Raw genomic sequence first — 15649 nt, 5'->3', positions numbered from 1 at the left:
GGCGCCGCGCACATCGCGCGGCGCCCCTCCCGTTTCCCGTTCAGCGGCGCAGCCCGAGGGCCACCACCCGCTCCGCGCCCGCCAGCATCGCCGGGTCCACGAAGCGGCCGTCGGCCAGGGCCACCGCGCCCGGGGTGCGGCGGGCCGCCGCCACGATCTCCTCGGCCGCCGTGACCTCCTCCGGACCGGGCAGGTAGGCCCGCGCGATCACCGGGAGCTGGCGCGGGTGGATCGCCGCGCGGCCCAGGAAGCCCAGCGAGCGGCCCCGGGCGCAGGAGACGGCCAGCGCCTCCAGGTCCCGGATGTCGGGGAACACGGACTGGGCGGGCGGCGCGAGACCGGCCGCGCGGGCCGCCACCACCACCCGGGAGCGAGGCCAGTCCAGGCCCGCCTCGGCGGTGATCCCGAGGTCCGCGCGCAGATCGGCCTCGCCCAGGGACAGCCCGCGCAGGGCGGGGTGCGCGCGGGCGATCTCGTAGGCCCGTTCCACGCCGACCGCCGACTCCAGCAGGGCGTACAGGGCCACCCCGCCGGTGCGTTCGGCGACGCCCACGATCTGCTCGGGCGCGGAGATCTTGGGCAGCCGCAGTCCGGCGAGGCCGTGCAGCCCGCCGAGGGCGGTGAGGTCGGCGCCTCCCCAGGGGGAGTCCAGGGCGTTGACGCGGACGTGGACCGGGACCTGGTGGCGGGCGCCTAGGAGTTCGGCGGTGGCGGCGCGGGCGTACTCCTTGCGGGAGGCCGACACCGCGTCCTCCAAGTCGACGATGACGGCGTCGGCACCGGCGCACAGGGCCTTGGTGACGACTTCCGGGCGGTCGCCCGGTACGTAGAGCCAGGTCAGGATCACAGGGCACCTTCGGTGCGGAGCTCGGCGATCTCGGCTTCGGTGAGGCCGAGTTCGGTGAGGACGGCCTCGGTGTCCGCGCCGTGCGGACGGCCCGCCCAGCGGATCGCGCCGGGGGTCTCGGAGAGGCGGAAGAGGACGTTCTGCATGCGGATCGGGCCGAGTTCGGGGTCCTCGACCTCGGTGACCGTGTCCAGGGCCGCGTACTGCGGATCGGCCATGACGTCCCGTACGTCGTAGACCAGGGCGACCGCGGCCTCGGCCTCCTCGAAGGCCGCCGTCACCTCGTCCGCCTTGTGGCGGGCGATCCAGCCGCCGACCGCCTCGTCGAGGAGGTGCGCGTGCTCGGCCCGCCCGGAGCCGGTGGCGAACCAGGGCTCGCGGATCAGCTCGGGCCGGCCGACGAGCCGCATCACGCGCTCGGCGATGGACTGGGCGGAGGTGGAGACCGCCAGCCAGCGCCCGTCCGCGCTGCGGTACGTGTTGCGGGGGGCGTTGTTGGTGGAACGGTTCCCGGTGCGCGGCTGGACGTAGCCGAGCTGGTCGTACCAGAGCGGGTGCGGGCCCAGCACGGTCAGGATCGGCTCGATGATCGCCAGGTCCACCACCTGCCCGTGCCCGGTCCGGTCGCGGCCGGCGAGCGCCGTCATCACGGCGTACGCGGTGGTCAGCGCGGCGATCGAGTCCGCGAGTCCGAAGGGCGGCAGGGTCGGCGGGCCCTCCGGCTCTCCGGTGATCGCGGCGAACCCGCTCATCGCCTCCGCGAGGGTGCCGAAGCCGGGCCGGTGGGCGTACGGGCCCTCCTGGCCGAAGGCCGTCACCCGGGTCAGGATCAGCCGCGGGTTGGCGGCGGACAGCGCGGGCCAGCCCAGGCCCCAGCGCTCCAGGGTGCCGGGGCGGAAGTTCTCGATGATCACGTCGGCGGTGGCGGCCAGCCGCAGCAGGGTGTCCCGGCCGCCGGGCGTGGACAGATCGAGGGTCATCGTCCGCTTGTTCCGGCCGAGCAGCTTCCACCACAGGCCGATGCCGTCCTTGGAGGGGCCGTGGCCGCGGGAGGGGTCGGGGCGGCGCGGATGCTCGACCTTGACCACCTCGGCACCGAAGTCGCCGAGGAGGGTGGCCGCGAGGGGGCCGGCGAAGAGGGTGGCGAGGTCGAGGACGCGGAGCCCCTGCAGGGGCGCGGAGCCGGGTCGGGCCGCCGGGGCGCGGGTCTCGGTCATCAGCGGATGCCCTGCCCGGCGGCGAACGCGATGATCTCGGCGCGGGTCGGCATCGAATCTTGGGCCCCCGGGCGCTGGACGGACAGCGCGGCGGCGCACGAGGCCCAGGCGATCGCGCTCGGCATCGCGCGGCCCTCGTCGAGGCCCACGGCGAGCGCGCCGACGAAGGTGTCCCCGGCGGCGGTGGTGTCCACCGCCCGCACCCGGGGCGCGGACACGGCTCGTGGCTCGCGGCCGCGGGCGGCGTACAGGGCCCCGGCGGCGCCGAGCGTGACGACCACCTCGGGCACGTCGTCTAGCAGGGCGGCGGCGGCCAGGTACGGATCGGTGAGGCCGGTGAGGGCGGCGGCCTCGTGCTCGTTGGGCACCAGCAGATCGGTGGCGGCGAGGAGTTCGGACGGCAGCGGCTGGGCCGGGGCCGGGGTGAGGATCGTCCGCACGCCCTGGGCGCGGGCCGCGAGGGCGCCTTCGAGCACGGCCTCCAGGGGGAGTTCGAGCTGGAGGAGCAGGGAGCCGGCGGCGCCGATGCGGGAGGCGTCGCCCGGTTCCAGGGCGGTGACCTGGGCGTTGGCGCCGGGGATGACGACGATGCTGTTGCCGCCCTCGTCGTCCACGATGATGTGCGCGGTCCCGCTGGGCCCTTCGACGGTGCGCAGGGCCGCGGTTTCCACCCCGGCCGCGGCGAGCGCGGAGCGCAGCCGTACGCCGAACTCGTCCGCCCCGACCGCCCCGATCATCACCACCTCCGCCCCGGCGCGGGCGGCGGCGACGGCCTGGTTGGCTCCCTTGCCGCCGGGGACGGTGCGGAACGCGCGGCCGGTGACGGTCTCGCCGAGGCGGGGGGCCTTGGAGACGTAGGCGACGAGGTCCATGTTGGTACTGCCGAGCACGGCGATGGCCGTCATGAGCGTGCTGCCTCCTGTGCGGTGAGGTGGGCGAGGGCGTCGAAGCCGATGCCGTCGAAGCCGGGGACGGTGGTGGCGAGGCGGTTCCCCAGCGGGGCGGTCCAGCGGATCGGGATCCTGTCGGGTGATCCCATGATCAGTCCGGCGAGGGCGCCGGCGGTGGCGCCGTTGGAGTCCGTGTCCCAGCCGCCGGACACCGCGCGGCAGACGGAGTGCGTGAAGTCCCCGTCGGCGTGGGTGAGCGCGGCTGCGATCAGCGCGGTGTTGGGGATGGCATGGACCCAGTGGTAGTGGCCGTAGCGGGCGTGGAGCCGGTCGACGACCTCGTCGAAGCCGTCCGCCCCCGACGCCGCGGCGGTCGCGATCCCGAAGCGGACGGCCTCGGCGAGGCGCGAGCGGGGCGGTACGACGGCCAGCCCGGCCCGCAGCGCGGTGTGCACGTCGGCCCGGCCGGTGGCGGCGGCGGCGGTGGCGGCGGCGACGAACAGGGCGGCGTAGACGCCGTTGCCGGTGTGGGTCAGGGCCGCGTCCCGGTACGCCTGGGCCGCGGCGCCGGCCGGATCGCCCGGGTTGGTCCAGCCGTGGACGTCGGCCCGGATGAGGGCTCCGATCCACTCGCGGAAGGGGTTGTGGTGGGTGGCGGTGGCCGGGGGCTCCAGCCCCTGGAGGAGGTTGCGGTACGCGACGCGCTCGGCGGTGAAGGTCCGGCCGGCCGGGAGCTCGTCCAGCCAGAGCCGGCCCAGGTCGGCGGTGGTGAACCCCTTCCCGTGGCGCTGGAGGAGGAGCAGGCCGAGGAGCGGGAAGTTGAGGTCGTCGTCCTCGGGGGTCCCGTCGATGTTCTCGGCGAGGGAGGTGGGGGCGGAGCGGCGGTTCCAGGGGTGGGCGGCGAGTACCTCCGGTGGTACCCCGCGTTCGGTGAACCAGTCGTCGAGGGGCCAGTTTCCGGCGGCCCGGGCCAGCGCCCGGATCCCGTGCAGCGGCAGTTTCTCCACGGGCTTGCCGAGCACGCACCCGACGGCGCGGCCGACCCAGGCGGCCTCCAGCCTGCGGCGCAGCGGGGTGTCCTCCGCGGGCCGGTGGGGCGCCGCCTCCGTGCGGGGGGCTGCGGAGCCACGCCCGCGAGCGGTGGTGCGCGGCTCCTCGGCCGTGGTGCCGGGAGGGGGTCGTTCCCCCGCCCCGCCCCTTCCCGAAACCAGGGGCAGGCCGCTGGACCCCGGGTGGTGCGGGACGGAGGACATCCCTTCGGGCCCCGGCGCGGATGCCGGCCCGGCTGCCGGCCAGGTGGCGGTGATGGCGGGCCAGAGGTCCGGTTCGGCTCCGGCGGATGCCGCGGGGCGGGGCAGTGCCGCGAGGGCCGTCAGGAGGTCGGTCGCCAGGGCCCGGAGCTCCGGCGGGGCCGGGGCGGTGGAGGCCCCCGCCCGGGGCGGAGCGAGGTGGCCGCCCGCCGCCAGCCAGACGCGCAGCAGCGGCTCGACGGCCTCCGCACGGCCGTCCTCGGCGGCCTGGCGGAACTCGTGGCCGACCAGGTCCTCCGGCTGGACCCAGGTGAGCCGGAGGTGGTCACCGGGTCCGCCGCCGCCTCCGGCCTCGGGCCCCTGCCGGGCCGGGGCCGCAGCCGCAGCCGGGGCCTCGGCTGCGGACTTCGCCGGGGCCGGGCCGGGGGCGGCCGGGCTCGGCGACGCCGGGGAGGTGGCCCTCACCGCGAGGCCGTCAGGGCGGCGAAGGCGGCCTCGTGGGCCCGGCGGCGGGAACCGTCCCGGGCGAAGACCTCCCGGGTCACCGCGGCCAGCGCCGCCGCCGGGGCGTGCAGGTCGAGGCGGCTGGCCTCCGCGACCTGCTTGGCCCAGGCCTCCGGGACCGCCGACCCGCCCGCCAGGGCGCCCGCGATCGCACCGGCCATGGTGGCGATGGAGTCGCAGTCCCGGCCGTAGTTGACCGCGCCGAGCACCGAAGGCTCGTAGGCCCCGTCGGCGACGAGCAGCATGCCGAGCGCGATCGGGAGTTCCTCGATGGAGTGCAGGCGCGAGGGCCGCCGCGCGTCCAGGGACGGCGTGCGGTAGTCCGGGCCGACCGAGTCGTACGGGGCGACGGCCGCCCGCAGCGGGGCCAGCGCCGACTCGAAGTCCCGGTGGCGGGCCGCGACTTCACAGACCGCCGCGATGGCCGCACGGGTGCCGTCCTTGGCCAGGGACAGGGCCGTTTCGACCACGGAGGAGGCGGTGGCGCCCGGCACGCAGGCCGCCGCGACCGCCGCCGCGAAGACGCCCGCCGCCTCCCGCCCGTACGAGGACTGGTGCGCGCCCGTGATGTCCAGGGCCTCCGCGTACGCCCCGGCCGGATGGCCCGCGTTGACGAGCCCGACCGGCGCCACGTACATCGCCGCGCCGCAGTTGACGATGTTGCCGCTGCCCGCCTCGCGCGGGTCCACGTGCCCGTAGTGCAGCCGGGTGACGATCCACTTCTCGGCGAGGAACACCCGCTGGAGGGGGAGCGCGTCCGCCTCCAGTTCGGGGATCCAGCGCGGGGTGTTCATCAGGTCGGGGACCAGGTGCTCGGCGACGGAGTACGCGTCCAGGTGGTCCCGTACGGCCTCGTAGACCCGGACCAGAGCGTGCGTCATCAGGGTGTCGTCGGTGACGTGGCCGTCGCCCTTGTGGTACGGGGCGATCGGCCGGGCGGTGCGCCAGTCCTCGTGCCACGGCCCGACGATGCCGTGCACCCGGCCGCCGTGCCGCTCCACGATCTGTTCCGGGGTCCAGCCCTCCACCGGGCCGCCGAGCGCGTCGCCGACGGCCGCGCCGACGAGCGCGCCGGTGATCCTGTCCTCCAGGGTGGGAGTGGGGTCCATCGTCATGGTCAGGTCATTCCTTGGGGCCGGGGTCGAAGACTTGGTCGCGGTGGTGGGCGGCGGGTGGCGGTCAGGGTCTGGGCGAGGTGAGTTCCGTACGGGCGAGCAGGGAGGCGAGTTCGACGAGGTCGGTGCCCGCCAGGCGGGGGAGCGCGCAGCCGGAGAGGGTGCGGCAGGCCTCGCGCCAGGCGGCGGGGATCGAGTCGCCGCCGCCGAGTACGCCGGTCAGGGCCCCGGCGAGGGCGGGGGCGGAGTCCGCGACGCGCGACAGACAGGCGGCGGCCGGCACCGCTTCGCCGACCCGGCCGCGGGCGGCGGTGGCCAGGGCGAGGGCCACGGGGACGGTTTCGGCGGCGGCGATCCCGTAGCTGTAGACGTGGTCGACGATCTGGTGTTCCAGGAGCGGGACGATGGCGAAGGCCCCGCCGCCGGAGGGCTCCGCGCGGGCGAGTTTGACGGCGTGCCGGGCGTTGCGGCCGATCTCCGTGGCCTCGGGAAGCTGTTCGAGGGCGGCGTCGACGGCGGCGTCCGTGTCCGCGCCGGCCAGGGCGGTGGCGATGGCGGCGGCCATGGCGCGGGCGCCGTGGACCCCGTCGCCGTCCTGGGTGTAGCGGGCGTCGAACTCCGCGAGGTCCGCGGCGGCGTGCGGGTCGCCGGGGTGGACCACGGCGAGCACGCAGGCGCGGATGCAGGCGGCGTCGTCGAAGTAGTGCGGGTTGTCGTGGCCGGTGGCGGGCGGGCGCAGGCCGGTGGCGAGGTTGCCGAGGCCGGCGCGCACCGAGATCCGGGCCCGGAGGGGGAGCACTGCGGACTCCACCTCGGGAGCCCGCTCCGCCGCCGCCGCGACCTCGCTGGCCAGCGCGTTCCAGGCGAGGTCGATGGCGGCGCGCATCCGGCGGGACCGGGAGAGGTCGCTGAGCAGGACCCCGGAGGCGGTGAGCACGGACTCGGCGGCGAAGGCCGCCCACTCGGCGTCGTCGGACGGGCCCAGGCGCAGGGGCTCCGGGGGCTGGTTCAGGGCGATGGGTACGGGGAGGGTGGTGGTGGCGTTCTGCTCGGCGAAGGTGTCGAGCTCGCGGGTCAGACGGCGGGTCCACTCGGGCATCCGGCTGGCCCGGTGCCGCGCGGCGGGCCACCCGGCGGCATCGCCCGCGGCGAGCCCGAGCAGCAGCCCCTCGATCCGCCGGGCCCCCGCCGGGGGCTCGGCGGCCGGGGCGGTACGGGGCCGCGGCCCGTCCTCGCGGAGCGCGGGCGCCACCACCGGGCCGGTACGGGGCTGCGCGCGCGCCGTGTCCGCGACGGCCCCGGGGTGCGCGGCGGGAGGCGCGAGGGGAGACGCGACGGCGGGCGGTGCGGTCGTCGCCGGGACGGTACGGAGCCCCAGGTGCGGCTGGTCGCTGGAGGCGGTCATCGGCCGGTCTCGGTTTCCGGGGTGAGGAGGTCCGCGATGTCCAGGACGTGGTAGCCGCGCATCGAGGGGAGGCAGCTGCCGCGGACCGGGCCGATCGCCGAGGACCAGGCGGCCGGGATGGCGGGGGCCCCGGACATCGCTCCGGCCAGGGCGCCCGCCACCGCCGCGGTGGTGTCCGCGTCGCGGCCCATGTTGACCGCCGTCAGGACCGAGGAGGCGAAGTCGCCCCCGCACGAGGCGAACGCCCCGAACGCCAGGCCCACCGCCTCCGGAGCCAGGTCCGTCCACGGGTAGCCGCCGATGACCACCGCCGAGCGGACCGCCCGTTCGCCGCGCGGGGCGGCCGTCACCGCCCGGCGCAGGGAGCGCGCCGTCCAGGAGTCCGAGGGGATCACGGAGAGGGCGGCGGAGACCACCGAGGCCGGGGAGCCCCCGGCCATGGCCGCCGCGACGCCCGCCGCGACGGCCTGGCCCCCGTAGATGCCCTCGCCGTCGTGGCTGACGCAGCCGTCGATGGCCACGAGGCGCGCGGCCTCGGCCGGGCGGCCCGCCGCGAAGACCCCGAAGGGCGCGGCCCGCATCGCCAGCCCGTCCGACCACGCGTGCCGGTGCTGCGCCGAGATCGGCGCGGCCAGGCCCCGGCGCAGGTTCTCCAGCGTGCCGCGCTCCGAGAAGCCCGCACCGCGGAACGGCCCCTCGTCCAGGTCCGCGATCCAGTGGTGCCACGCGCGTTCCACGTGCGCGACGGTGAGCGCCGATCCGTGACGGGCCAGCAGCAGCCCCGAGAAGATCGCGTATTCGGTGTCGTCCGTGCCGGCCGGGTCGTCCGAGACGAAGCCCTCGATCCGGCCCCATTTCGCACGGATCTCCGAGGGCTTCATGTTCTCCGCGGGGGCGCCCAGAGCGTCACCCACGGCGAGTCCCAGAAGAGCTCCCCGGGCCCGTTCGAGGAGGACCTGCGGATTGCATGCAATCAGCTCCATGGCGCGCCTCTCCAACTTGATGGGACTCATCTTGAGCCCTTGGGGGATTTGTGCCATGGCATGTGGTTTGTCGCTCGTCGCGAAACACCCCGCTCGCACCCTCGTCACCCGGTCGCCGATCCGCAAAACCCCAGGTAAGTACGGCCTACCTTGCTGGCGGGCGCCGAAAATCGTGCGTAGTTTCGAGGTGTTCAGGGGGAGTGGGTGCCTGCGTGTCGTGCGCGGCGCGCCTCTGCGTACCCACTCGTGCAAAAGGGGAGATACTCGGCATGTCCATCATCGATTTCCAGGCACCGCTCCACACCGCCCACCGCGACAACCACACCCATCTGGACGTCAACGGTGGCTGGCTGCGTCCGGCCGTGTTCGGTGCGATGGACGGGCTCGTCTCCAACCTGGCCCTGATGACCGGCGTCGCGGGCGGCGCCGTCGCCCCGCACGTCATCGTGGTCACCGGCCTGGCCGGCCTCGCGGCGGGTGCGCTGTCGATGGCGGCGGGCGAGTACACCTCGGTCGCCTCGCAGCGCGAGCTCGTCCTGGCGGAGCTGGAGATAGAGCGCCAGCAGCTGCGCAAGCACCCCGTCGACGAGATGGAGGAGCTGGCCGAGCTCTACGTGTCGCGCGGAGTCGATCCGGCGCTGGCCCGCGAGGTGGCCATGCAGATGTCCCGCGACCCGGAGCAGGCGCTGGAGATCCACGCCCGCGAGGAGCTGGGGATCGACCCCGACGACCTGCCTTCGCCGATGGTCGCCGCCGTGTCCTCCTTCGCCTCCTTCGCGCTGGGCGCGCTGATCCCGCTGCTGCCGTACCTGCTCGGCGCGACGACCCTGTGGCCCGCGGTACTGATGGCGCTGCTGGGGCTCTTCGCCTGCGGCGCGGTGGTCTCCCGGGTCACGGCCCGGTCCTGGTGGTACAGCGGACTGCGCCAGCTGCTCCTGGGTGGCGCGGCCGCGGGTGTGACGTACATCCTGGGAACCTGGATCGGCGGAGCCGTAGGCTGACCGGGCAGGGAGTGAGACACTATGCAGTACACAGCATAAGTAGTTCGTTACTCGGCGGTTTCGATACCGTGTCCGCCGGGCATCAGACTCAGGGCGCCGGGCAATGAGGCCCGCCCCGCACGGGACCTTCGCCCCGTGTCCAGATCATCAGGCACCTGCGAAAGTCCCCTCTTGTCTGCCTCGCGCAGTGTCCGCATGTTGGAATGGCATATCCGCTTCGCGGGATTGTCGTCATCATGTAATCTGCACGAAATTTCGCAGAGGGCCAACGTCGTCCCTCGGCTATGCACATATGCCACGACGACGACGGGAGAGCCGATGCGTTCCGCATCCACGCACTCCGCGACCGGCCTCAGCAACACCGCCTGGTCGCCCATGGACGGTCGCCCCGCCCAGCAGGGCATGTACGACCCGCGCAACGAGCACGACGCCTGTGGCGTCGGCTTTGTGGCCAACCTCACCGGCGAGGCCAGCCACACGCTGGTCGAGCAGGCGCTGACCGTATTGCGGAACCTCGAGCACCGAGGCGCCACCGGCTCCGAGCCCGACTCCGGCGACGGCGCCGGCATCCTCTCCCAGGTTCCGGACGCGTTCCTGCGCGAGGCGGCCGGATTCGACCTTCCCGAGGCCGGCGCGTACGCCGTCGGCATCGCCTTCCTCCCCGCCGACGGCACCGCACAGGCCGTCGCCGTGGAGCAGATCGAGGCCATCGCCGCCGAGGAGAACCTGACCGTTCTCGGCTGGCGCGAGGTCCCGGTCACCCCGGACCTGCTCGGCAACGGCGCCCGCGCCACCATGCCGGCCTTCTCGCAGCTCTTCGTGTCCGGGGGTACCTCCCAGGCCGAAGGCTCTGGGGGCGGAACCAGCGGCATCGAGCTGGACCGCAAGGCCTTCGTGCTGCGCAAGCGCGCCGAGCGCGAGGCCGGGGTCTACTTCCCGTCGCTCTCCGCGCGCACCATCGTCTACAAGGGCATGCTGACCACCGGCCAGCTCGAGCCCTTCTTCCCGGACCTCTCCGACCGCCGCTTCGCCTCCGCGATCGCGCTGGTCCACTCCCGGTTCTCGACGAACACCTTCCCGTCCTGGCCGCTCGCCCACCCGTACCGCTTCGTCGCGCACAACGGCGAGATCAACACGGTCAAGGGCAACCGGAACTGGATGCGGGCCCGCGAGTCCCAGCTGGCGTCCGGCCTCTTCGGCGAGGGCGCACTGGAGCGGATCTTCCCGATCTGCACCCCGGACGCCTCCGACTCAGCATCCTTCGACGAGGTCCTGGAGCTGCTCCACCTCGGCGGCCGTTCGCTCCCGCACAGCGTGCTGATGATGATCCCGGAGGCGTGGGAGAACCACACCTCCATGGCCCCGGCCCGCCGCGCGTTCTACAAGTACCACTCCACGCAGATGGAGCCGTGGGACGGCCCCGCCTGCGTCACCTTCACCGACGGCACCCAGGTCGGCGCGGTCCTCGACCGCAACGGCCTGCGCCCCGGCCGCTACTGGGTCACCGACGACGACTTCGTCGTGCTCTCCTCCGAGGTCGGCGTCCTGGACATCGACCCGGCCAAGGTCGTCCGCAAGGGCCGCCTGCAGCCCGGCAAGATGTTCCTCGTCGACACCGCCCAGAAGCGGATCATCGAAGACGACGAGATCAAGGACGCGCTGGCCGCCGAGCACCCGTACGAGGAGTGGCTGGAGACCGGCGAGATCGAGCTCGAGGACCTCCCCGAGCGCGAGCACATCGTCCACACCCACGCCTCGGTCACCCGCCGCCAGCAGACCTTCGGATACACCGAGGAAGAGCTGCGCGTCATCCTGGCGCCGATGGCCCGTACGGCCGGCGAGCCGCTCGGCTCCATGGGTACGGACTCCCCGATCGCCGCCCTGTCCGAGCGCCCCCGACTGCTCTTCGACTACTTCACGCAGCTCTTCGCGCAGGTCACCAACCCGCCGCTGGACGCCATCCGCGAGGAGCTCGTCACCTCGCTGCTGTCCTCGCTCGGCCCGCAGGGCAACCTGCTGGAGCCGACCGCCGCGTCCTGCCGCAGCGTCACGCTGCCGTTCCCGGTGATCGACAACGACGAGCTCGCCAAGCTGATACACGTCAACGCCGACGGCGACATGCCGGGCATGAAGGCCGCCACCCTCTCGGGCCTCTACCGGGTCTCGGGCGGTGGCGAAGCGCTGGCCGCCCGCCTGGAGGAGATCCGCGGCGAGGTCGACGCGGCCATCGAGAACGGCGCGCACCTGATCGTCCTCTCGGACCGTCACTCCGACGCCGAGCACGCGCCGATCCCGTCGCTGCTGCTCACCTCGGCCGTGCACCACCACCTCATCGCCACCAAGCAGCGCACCCAGGTGGGTCTGCTGGTCGAGGCCGGCGACGTGCGCGAGGTCCACCACGTCGCGCTGCTCATCGGCTACGGCGCCGCGGCCGTCAACCCGTACCTCGCCATGGAGTCCGTCGAGGACCTCCTGCGCGCCGGTACCTTCCTGTCCGGCCTGGAGCCGGAGCAGGCCATCAAGAACCTGATCTACGCGCTCGGCAAGGGTGTCCTGAAGGTCATGTCCAAGATGGGCATCTCCACCGTCGCCTCCTACCGCGGCGCCCAGGTCTTCGAGGCCGTCGGCCTGAACGAGGAGTTCGTCGAGACCTACTTCAACGGCACCGCCACCAAGATCGGCGGCGCGGGCCTCGAAGTCATCGCCAAGGAGGTGGCCGCGCGCCACGCCAAGGCGTACCCCGTCTCCGGCATCGCGGCCACGCACCGCGCGCTGGAGATCGGCGGCGAGTACCAGTGGCGCCGCGAGGGCGAGCCGCACCTGTTCGACCCGGACACGGTCTTCCGCCTCCAGCACGCCACCCGCAACCGCCGGTACGACATCTTCAAGCAGTACACGGACCGGGTGAACGAGCAGTCCGAGCGCCTCATGACGCTCCGCGGCCTTTTCGGGTTCAAGACCGATGAGGCGGGGGCCCGTCCGTCGATCTCCATTGACGAGGTCGAGTCGGTCGCCGACATCGTCAAGCGCTTCTCCACCGGCGCCATGTCGTACGGCTCCATCTCCAAGGAAGCCCACGAAACCCTCGCCATCGCCATGAACCAGTTGGGCGCCAAGTCCAACACCGGTGAGGGCGGCGAGGACCCGGACCGCCTCTACGACCCGGCGCGCCGCTCCTCCATCAAGCAGGTCGCCTCCGGCCGCTTCGGTGTCACGAGCGAGTACCTGGTCAACGCGGACGACATCCAGATCAAGATGGCGCAGGGTGCCAAGCCCGGCGAGGGCGGCCAGCTGCCCGGCCACAAGGTCTACCCGTGGGTCGCCAAGACCCGGCACTCCACCCCGGGCGTCGGCCTGATCTCCCCGCCGCCGCACCACGACATCTACTCCATCGAGGACCTGGCTCAGCTGATCCACGACCTCAAGAACGCGAACCCGGCCGCACGCATCCACGTGAAGCTGGTTTCGGAGGTCGGTGTCGGCACCGTCGCCGCGGGTGTCTCCAAGGCCCACGCGGACGTCGTCCTCATCTCCGGCCACGACGGCGGTACGGGCGCCTCCCCGCTCACCTCGCTGAAGCACGCGGGCGGTCCCTGGGAGCTCGGCCTCGCCGAGACCCAGCAGACCCTGCTGCTCAACGGGCTGCGCGACCGCATCGTGGTCCAGACGGACGGCCAGCTCAAGACCGGCCGTGACGTCATCATCGCCGCGCTGCTCGGCGCCGAGGAGTTCGGTTTCGCGACCGCGCCGCTCGTCGTCTCCGGCTGCGTCATGATGCGCGTCTGCCACCTGGACACCTGCCCGGTCGGCATCGCCACCCAGAACCCGGTCCTGCGCGACCGGTTCTCCGGCAAGCCCGAGTTCGTCGTCAACTTCTTCGAGTTCATCGCGGAGGAGGTGCGCGAGCTCCTCGCCGAGCTGGGCTTCCGCACCATCGAGGAGGCCGTCGGTCACGCCGAGCTCCTCGACACCAGCAAGGCCGTCACGCACTGGAAGGCGCAGGGTCTCGACCTGGAGCCGCTCTTCTACGTGCCGGAGCTGCCCGAGGGCGCGGTCCGCCACGCCCTGATCGAGCAGGACCACGGTCTGGAGAAGGCCCTCGACAACGAGCTCATCGAGCTCGCCGCCGAGGCGCTCAACGCCGACTCCGCCGAAAGCGCCCAGCCGGTCCGCGCCCAGGTCGCGATCCGCAACATCAACCGGACCGTCGGCACCATGCTCGGCCACCAGGTCACGAAGAAGTTCGGTGGCGCGGGCCTGCCCGACAACACCATCGACCTGACCTTCACCGGCAGCGCCGGCCAGTCCTTCGGTGCCTTCCTGCCCCGCGGCCTGACCCTGCGCCTGGAGGGCGACGCCAACGACTACGTCGGCAAGGGCCTCTCCGGCGGCCGTGTCGTGGTCCGCCCGGACCGCGGCGCCGACCACCTGGCCGAGTACTCCACCATCGCCGGCAACACCATCGGCTACGGGGCCACCGGCGGCGAGATGTTCCTGCGCGGCCGCACCGGCGAGCGCTTCTGCGTCCGCAACTCCGGCGCCCTGGTCGTCTCGGAAGGCGTGGGCGACCACGGCTGCGAGTACATGACCGGCGGCAACGCGGTCGTCCTCGGCGAGACGGGCCGCAACTTCGCGGCTGGCATGTCGGGCGGCGTCGCGTACGTCATCGACCTCGACGTGAACAACGTCAACGTCGGCAACGCGGGCGCGGTGGAAACCCTCTCCGAGGCTGACGCCGAGTGGCTGCACGATGTGGTGCGCCGCCACGAGGAGGAGACCGGCTCGACCGTGGCCGCGAAGCTCCTGGCTGACTGGACCGCCTCGGCGGCCCGCTTCAGCAAGATCATCCCGACCACGTACAAGGCAGTGCTCGCCGCCAAGGACGCCGCCGAGCTGGCCGGACTCTCGGAGTCCGAGACCACCGAGAAGATGATGGAGGCGGCGACCAATGGCTGACCCGAAGGGCTTCCTCACCACCCCGCGCGAGACCGCCTGCACCCGTCCCGTGGCCGAGCGCCTCCAGGACTGGAACGAGGTCTATGTTCCGGGCTCGCTGCTCCCGATCATCAGCAAGCAGGCCGGCCGCTGCATGGACTGCGGCATCCCGTTCTGCCACAACGGCTGCCCGCTCGGGAACCTGATCCCGGAGTGGAACGACTTCGCGTACCGCGAGGACTGGACCGCGGCTTCGGAGCGGCTGCACGCGACGAACAACTTCCCGGAGTTCACGGGCCGTCTGTGCCCCGCTCCGTGCGAGTCCGCCTGCGTGCTCGGCATCAACCAGCCGGCCGTCACCATCAAGAACGTCGAAGTCTCGATCATCGACAAGGCGTGGGACAACGGCGACGTCACCCCGCAGCCGCCGGAGCGCCTCTCGGGCAAGACGGCCGCGGTCATCGGTTCGGGTCCGGCGGGCCTCGCCGCCGCCCAGCAGCTGACCCGGGCCGGCCACACCGTGGTGGTGTACGAGCGCGCGGACCGCATCGGCGGCCTGCTCCGCTACGGCATCCCCGAGTTCAAGATGGAGAAGGTGCACATCAACCGCCGCATCGAGCAGATGCGCGCGGAGGGCACCAAGTTCCGTACCGGTGTGGAGATCGGCCGCGACCTGGACGCCGCGCAGCTGCGCAAGCGGTTCGACGCGGTCGTCATCGCCGCCGGCGCCACGGTCTCCCGCGACCTCCCGGTCCCGGGCCGTGACCTCCAGGGCATCCACTTCGCGATGGAGTACCTCCCCCTCGCGAACAAGGTCCAGGAGGGCGACTTCGTGGCGCCCCCCATCACGGCCGAGGGCAAGCACGTGGTCGTCATCGGCGGCGGCGACACCGGCGCGGACTGCGTGGGCACCGCCCACCGCCAGGGCGCGGCCTCCGTCACCCAGCTGGAGATCATGCCCCGCCCGTCGGAGGACCGCCCGACCGGCCAGCCGTGGCCGACCTTCCCCATGCTGTACAAGGTCACCTCCGCGCACGAGGAGGGCGGCGAGCGGATCTACTCCGTCTCGACCACCCACTTCGTGGGCGACGAGGACGGCAACGTCCAGGAACTCCACCTGGTCGAGGTCGCCTTCGAAGACGGCAAGCTCGTCCAGAAGCCCGGCACCGAGCGCGTCCTCCCCGCGCAGCTGGTCACCCTGGCGATGGGCTTCACCGGCACCGACCAGGAGAACGGCCTCGTCGCCCAGTTCGGCCTGGCGATGGACGCGCGCGGCAACATCGAGCGCGACGCCTCCTACGCGACCAACGTCGACGGCGTCTTCGTCGCCGGCGACGCCGGCCGCGGCCAGTCGCTGATCGTCTGGGCCATCGCGGAAGGCCGCTCGGCCGCCCGCGGCGTGGACCGCTTCCTGACCGGCTCCAGCGCCCTCCCGTACCCCGTCAAGCCGACGGACCGCTCCATCACCGTCTGACCCGCGGTACCCCCCTCCCCTCGGGGAG

Annotated in this window: 10 protein-coding genes; 3 read left to right on the top strand and 7 right to left on the bottom strand. The window is 73.3% G+C overall.

Annotated elements, in window-relative coordinates:
• Positions 1 to 40 precede the first annotated feature (40 nt).
• From AC3IYJ_RS11065 to AC3IYJ_RS11035, 7 genes are all read right to left on the bottom strand, one after another.
• A complete protein-coding gene (locus AC3IYJ_RS11065; RefSeq protein ID WP_489401136.1) occupies positions 41 to 847 on the bottom strand; it encodes an HpcH/HpaI aldolase/citrate lyase family protein in 807 nt (268 codons plus the stop codon).
• Positions 844 to 2064, bottom strand: a complete 1221-nt coding sequence (locus tag AC3IYJ_RS11060; protein WP_489401135.1) for a CaiB/BaiF CoA transferase family protein — start codon at positions 2062 to 2064, stop codon at positions 844 to 846. The genes AC3IYJ_RS11065 and AC3IYJ_RS11060 overlap by 4 nt, the downstream gene beginning before the upstream one ends.
• Positions 2064 to 2969 carry a ribokinase gene (gene rbsK, locus AC3IYJ_RS11055; RefSeq protein WP_489401134.1) on the bottom strand — a complete coding sequence of 302 codons (906 nt, stop codon included), beginning with the start codon at positions 2967 to 2969 and terminating at the stop codon, positions 2064 to 2066. Before rbsK ends, AC3IYJ_RS11060 begins: the two co-directional genes overlap by 1 nt.
• On the bottom strand, positions 2966 to 4495 hold the full coding sequence (locus AC3IYJ_RS11050) for an ADP-ribosylglycohydrolase family protein (RefSeq protein ID WP_489402773.1): 1530 nt from the start codon (positions 4493 to 4495) through the stop codon (positions 2966 to 2968). Before AC3IYJ_RS11050 ends, rbsK begins: the two co-directional genes overlap by 4 nt.
• A 170-nt stretch (positions 4496 to 4665) precedes the next feature.
• The gene (locus AC3IYJ_RS11045; RefSeq protein WP_489401133.1) at positions 4666 to 5823 is read right to left on the bottom strand and encodes an ADP-ribosylglycohydrolase family protein; all 1158 of its coding nucleotides are present in this window, start codon (positions 5821 to 5823) and stop codon (positions 4666 to 4668) included.
• 64 nt (positions 5824 to 5887) lie between these two features.
• Entirely contained in the window at positions 5888 to 7228 is a 1341-nt protein-coding gene (locus AC3IYJ_RS11040; RefSeq protein ID WP_489401132.1) for an ADP-ribosylglycohydrolase family protein, read from the bottom strand.
• Entirely contained in the window at positions 7225 to 8211 is a 987-nt protein-coding gene (locus tag AC3IYJ_RS11035; protein ID WP_489401131.1) for an ADP-ribosylglycohydrolase family protein, read from the bottom strand. Before AC3IYJ_RS11035 ends, AC3IYJ_RS11040 begins: the two co-directional genes overlap by 4 nt.
• Before the next feature lie 269 nt (positions 8212 to 8480).
• On the opposite strand from AC3IYJ_RS11035, the gene AC3IYJ_RS11030 reads away from it, so the two are divergent.
• The 3 genes from AC3IYJ_RS11030 (at position 8481) to AC3IYJ_RS11020 (ending at position 15621) form a co-directional block, all read left to right on the top strand.
• Positions 8481 to 9212 (top strand): VIT1/CCC1 transporter family protein, encoded by a 732-nt coding sequence (locus AC3IYJ_RS11030; protein WP_489401130.1) that lies wholly within the window; start codon positions 8481 to 8483, stop codon positions 9210 to 9212.
• A 375-nt stretch (positions 9213 to 9587) separates the two neighbouring features.
• Positions 9588 to 14168 carry a glutamate synthase large subunit gene (gltB, locus tag AC3IYJ_RS11025; protein ID WP_489402772.1) on the top strand — a complete coding sequence of 1527 codons (4581 nt, stop codon included), beginning with the start codon at positions 9588 to 9590 and terminating at the stop codon, positions 14166 to 14168.
• Entirely contained in the window at positions 14161 to 15621 is a 1461-nt protein-coding gene (locus AC3IYJ_RS11020) for a glutamate synthase subunit beta (protein WP_489401129.1), read from the top strand. The genes gltB and AC3IYJ_RS11020 overlap by 8 nt, the downstream gene beginning before the upstream one ends.
• The last annotated feature ends 28 nt before the right edge of the window (positions 15622 to 15649 follow it).

This window comes from Streptomyces sp. GL_140, from assembly GCF_057834465.1.
This window is presented reverse-complemented; position numbering and strand designations above follow the sequence as displayed.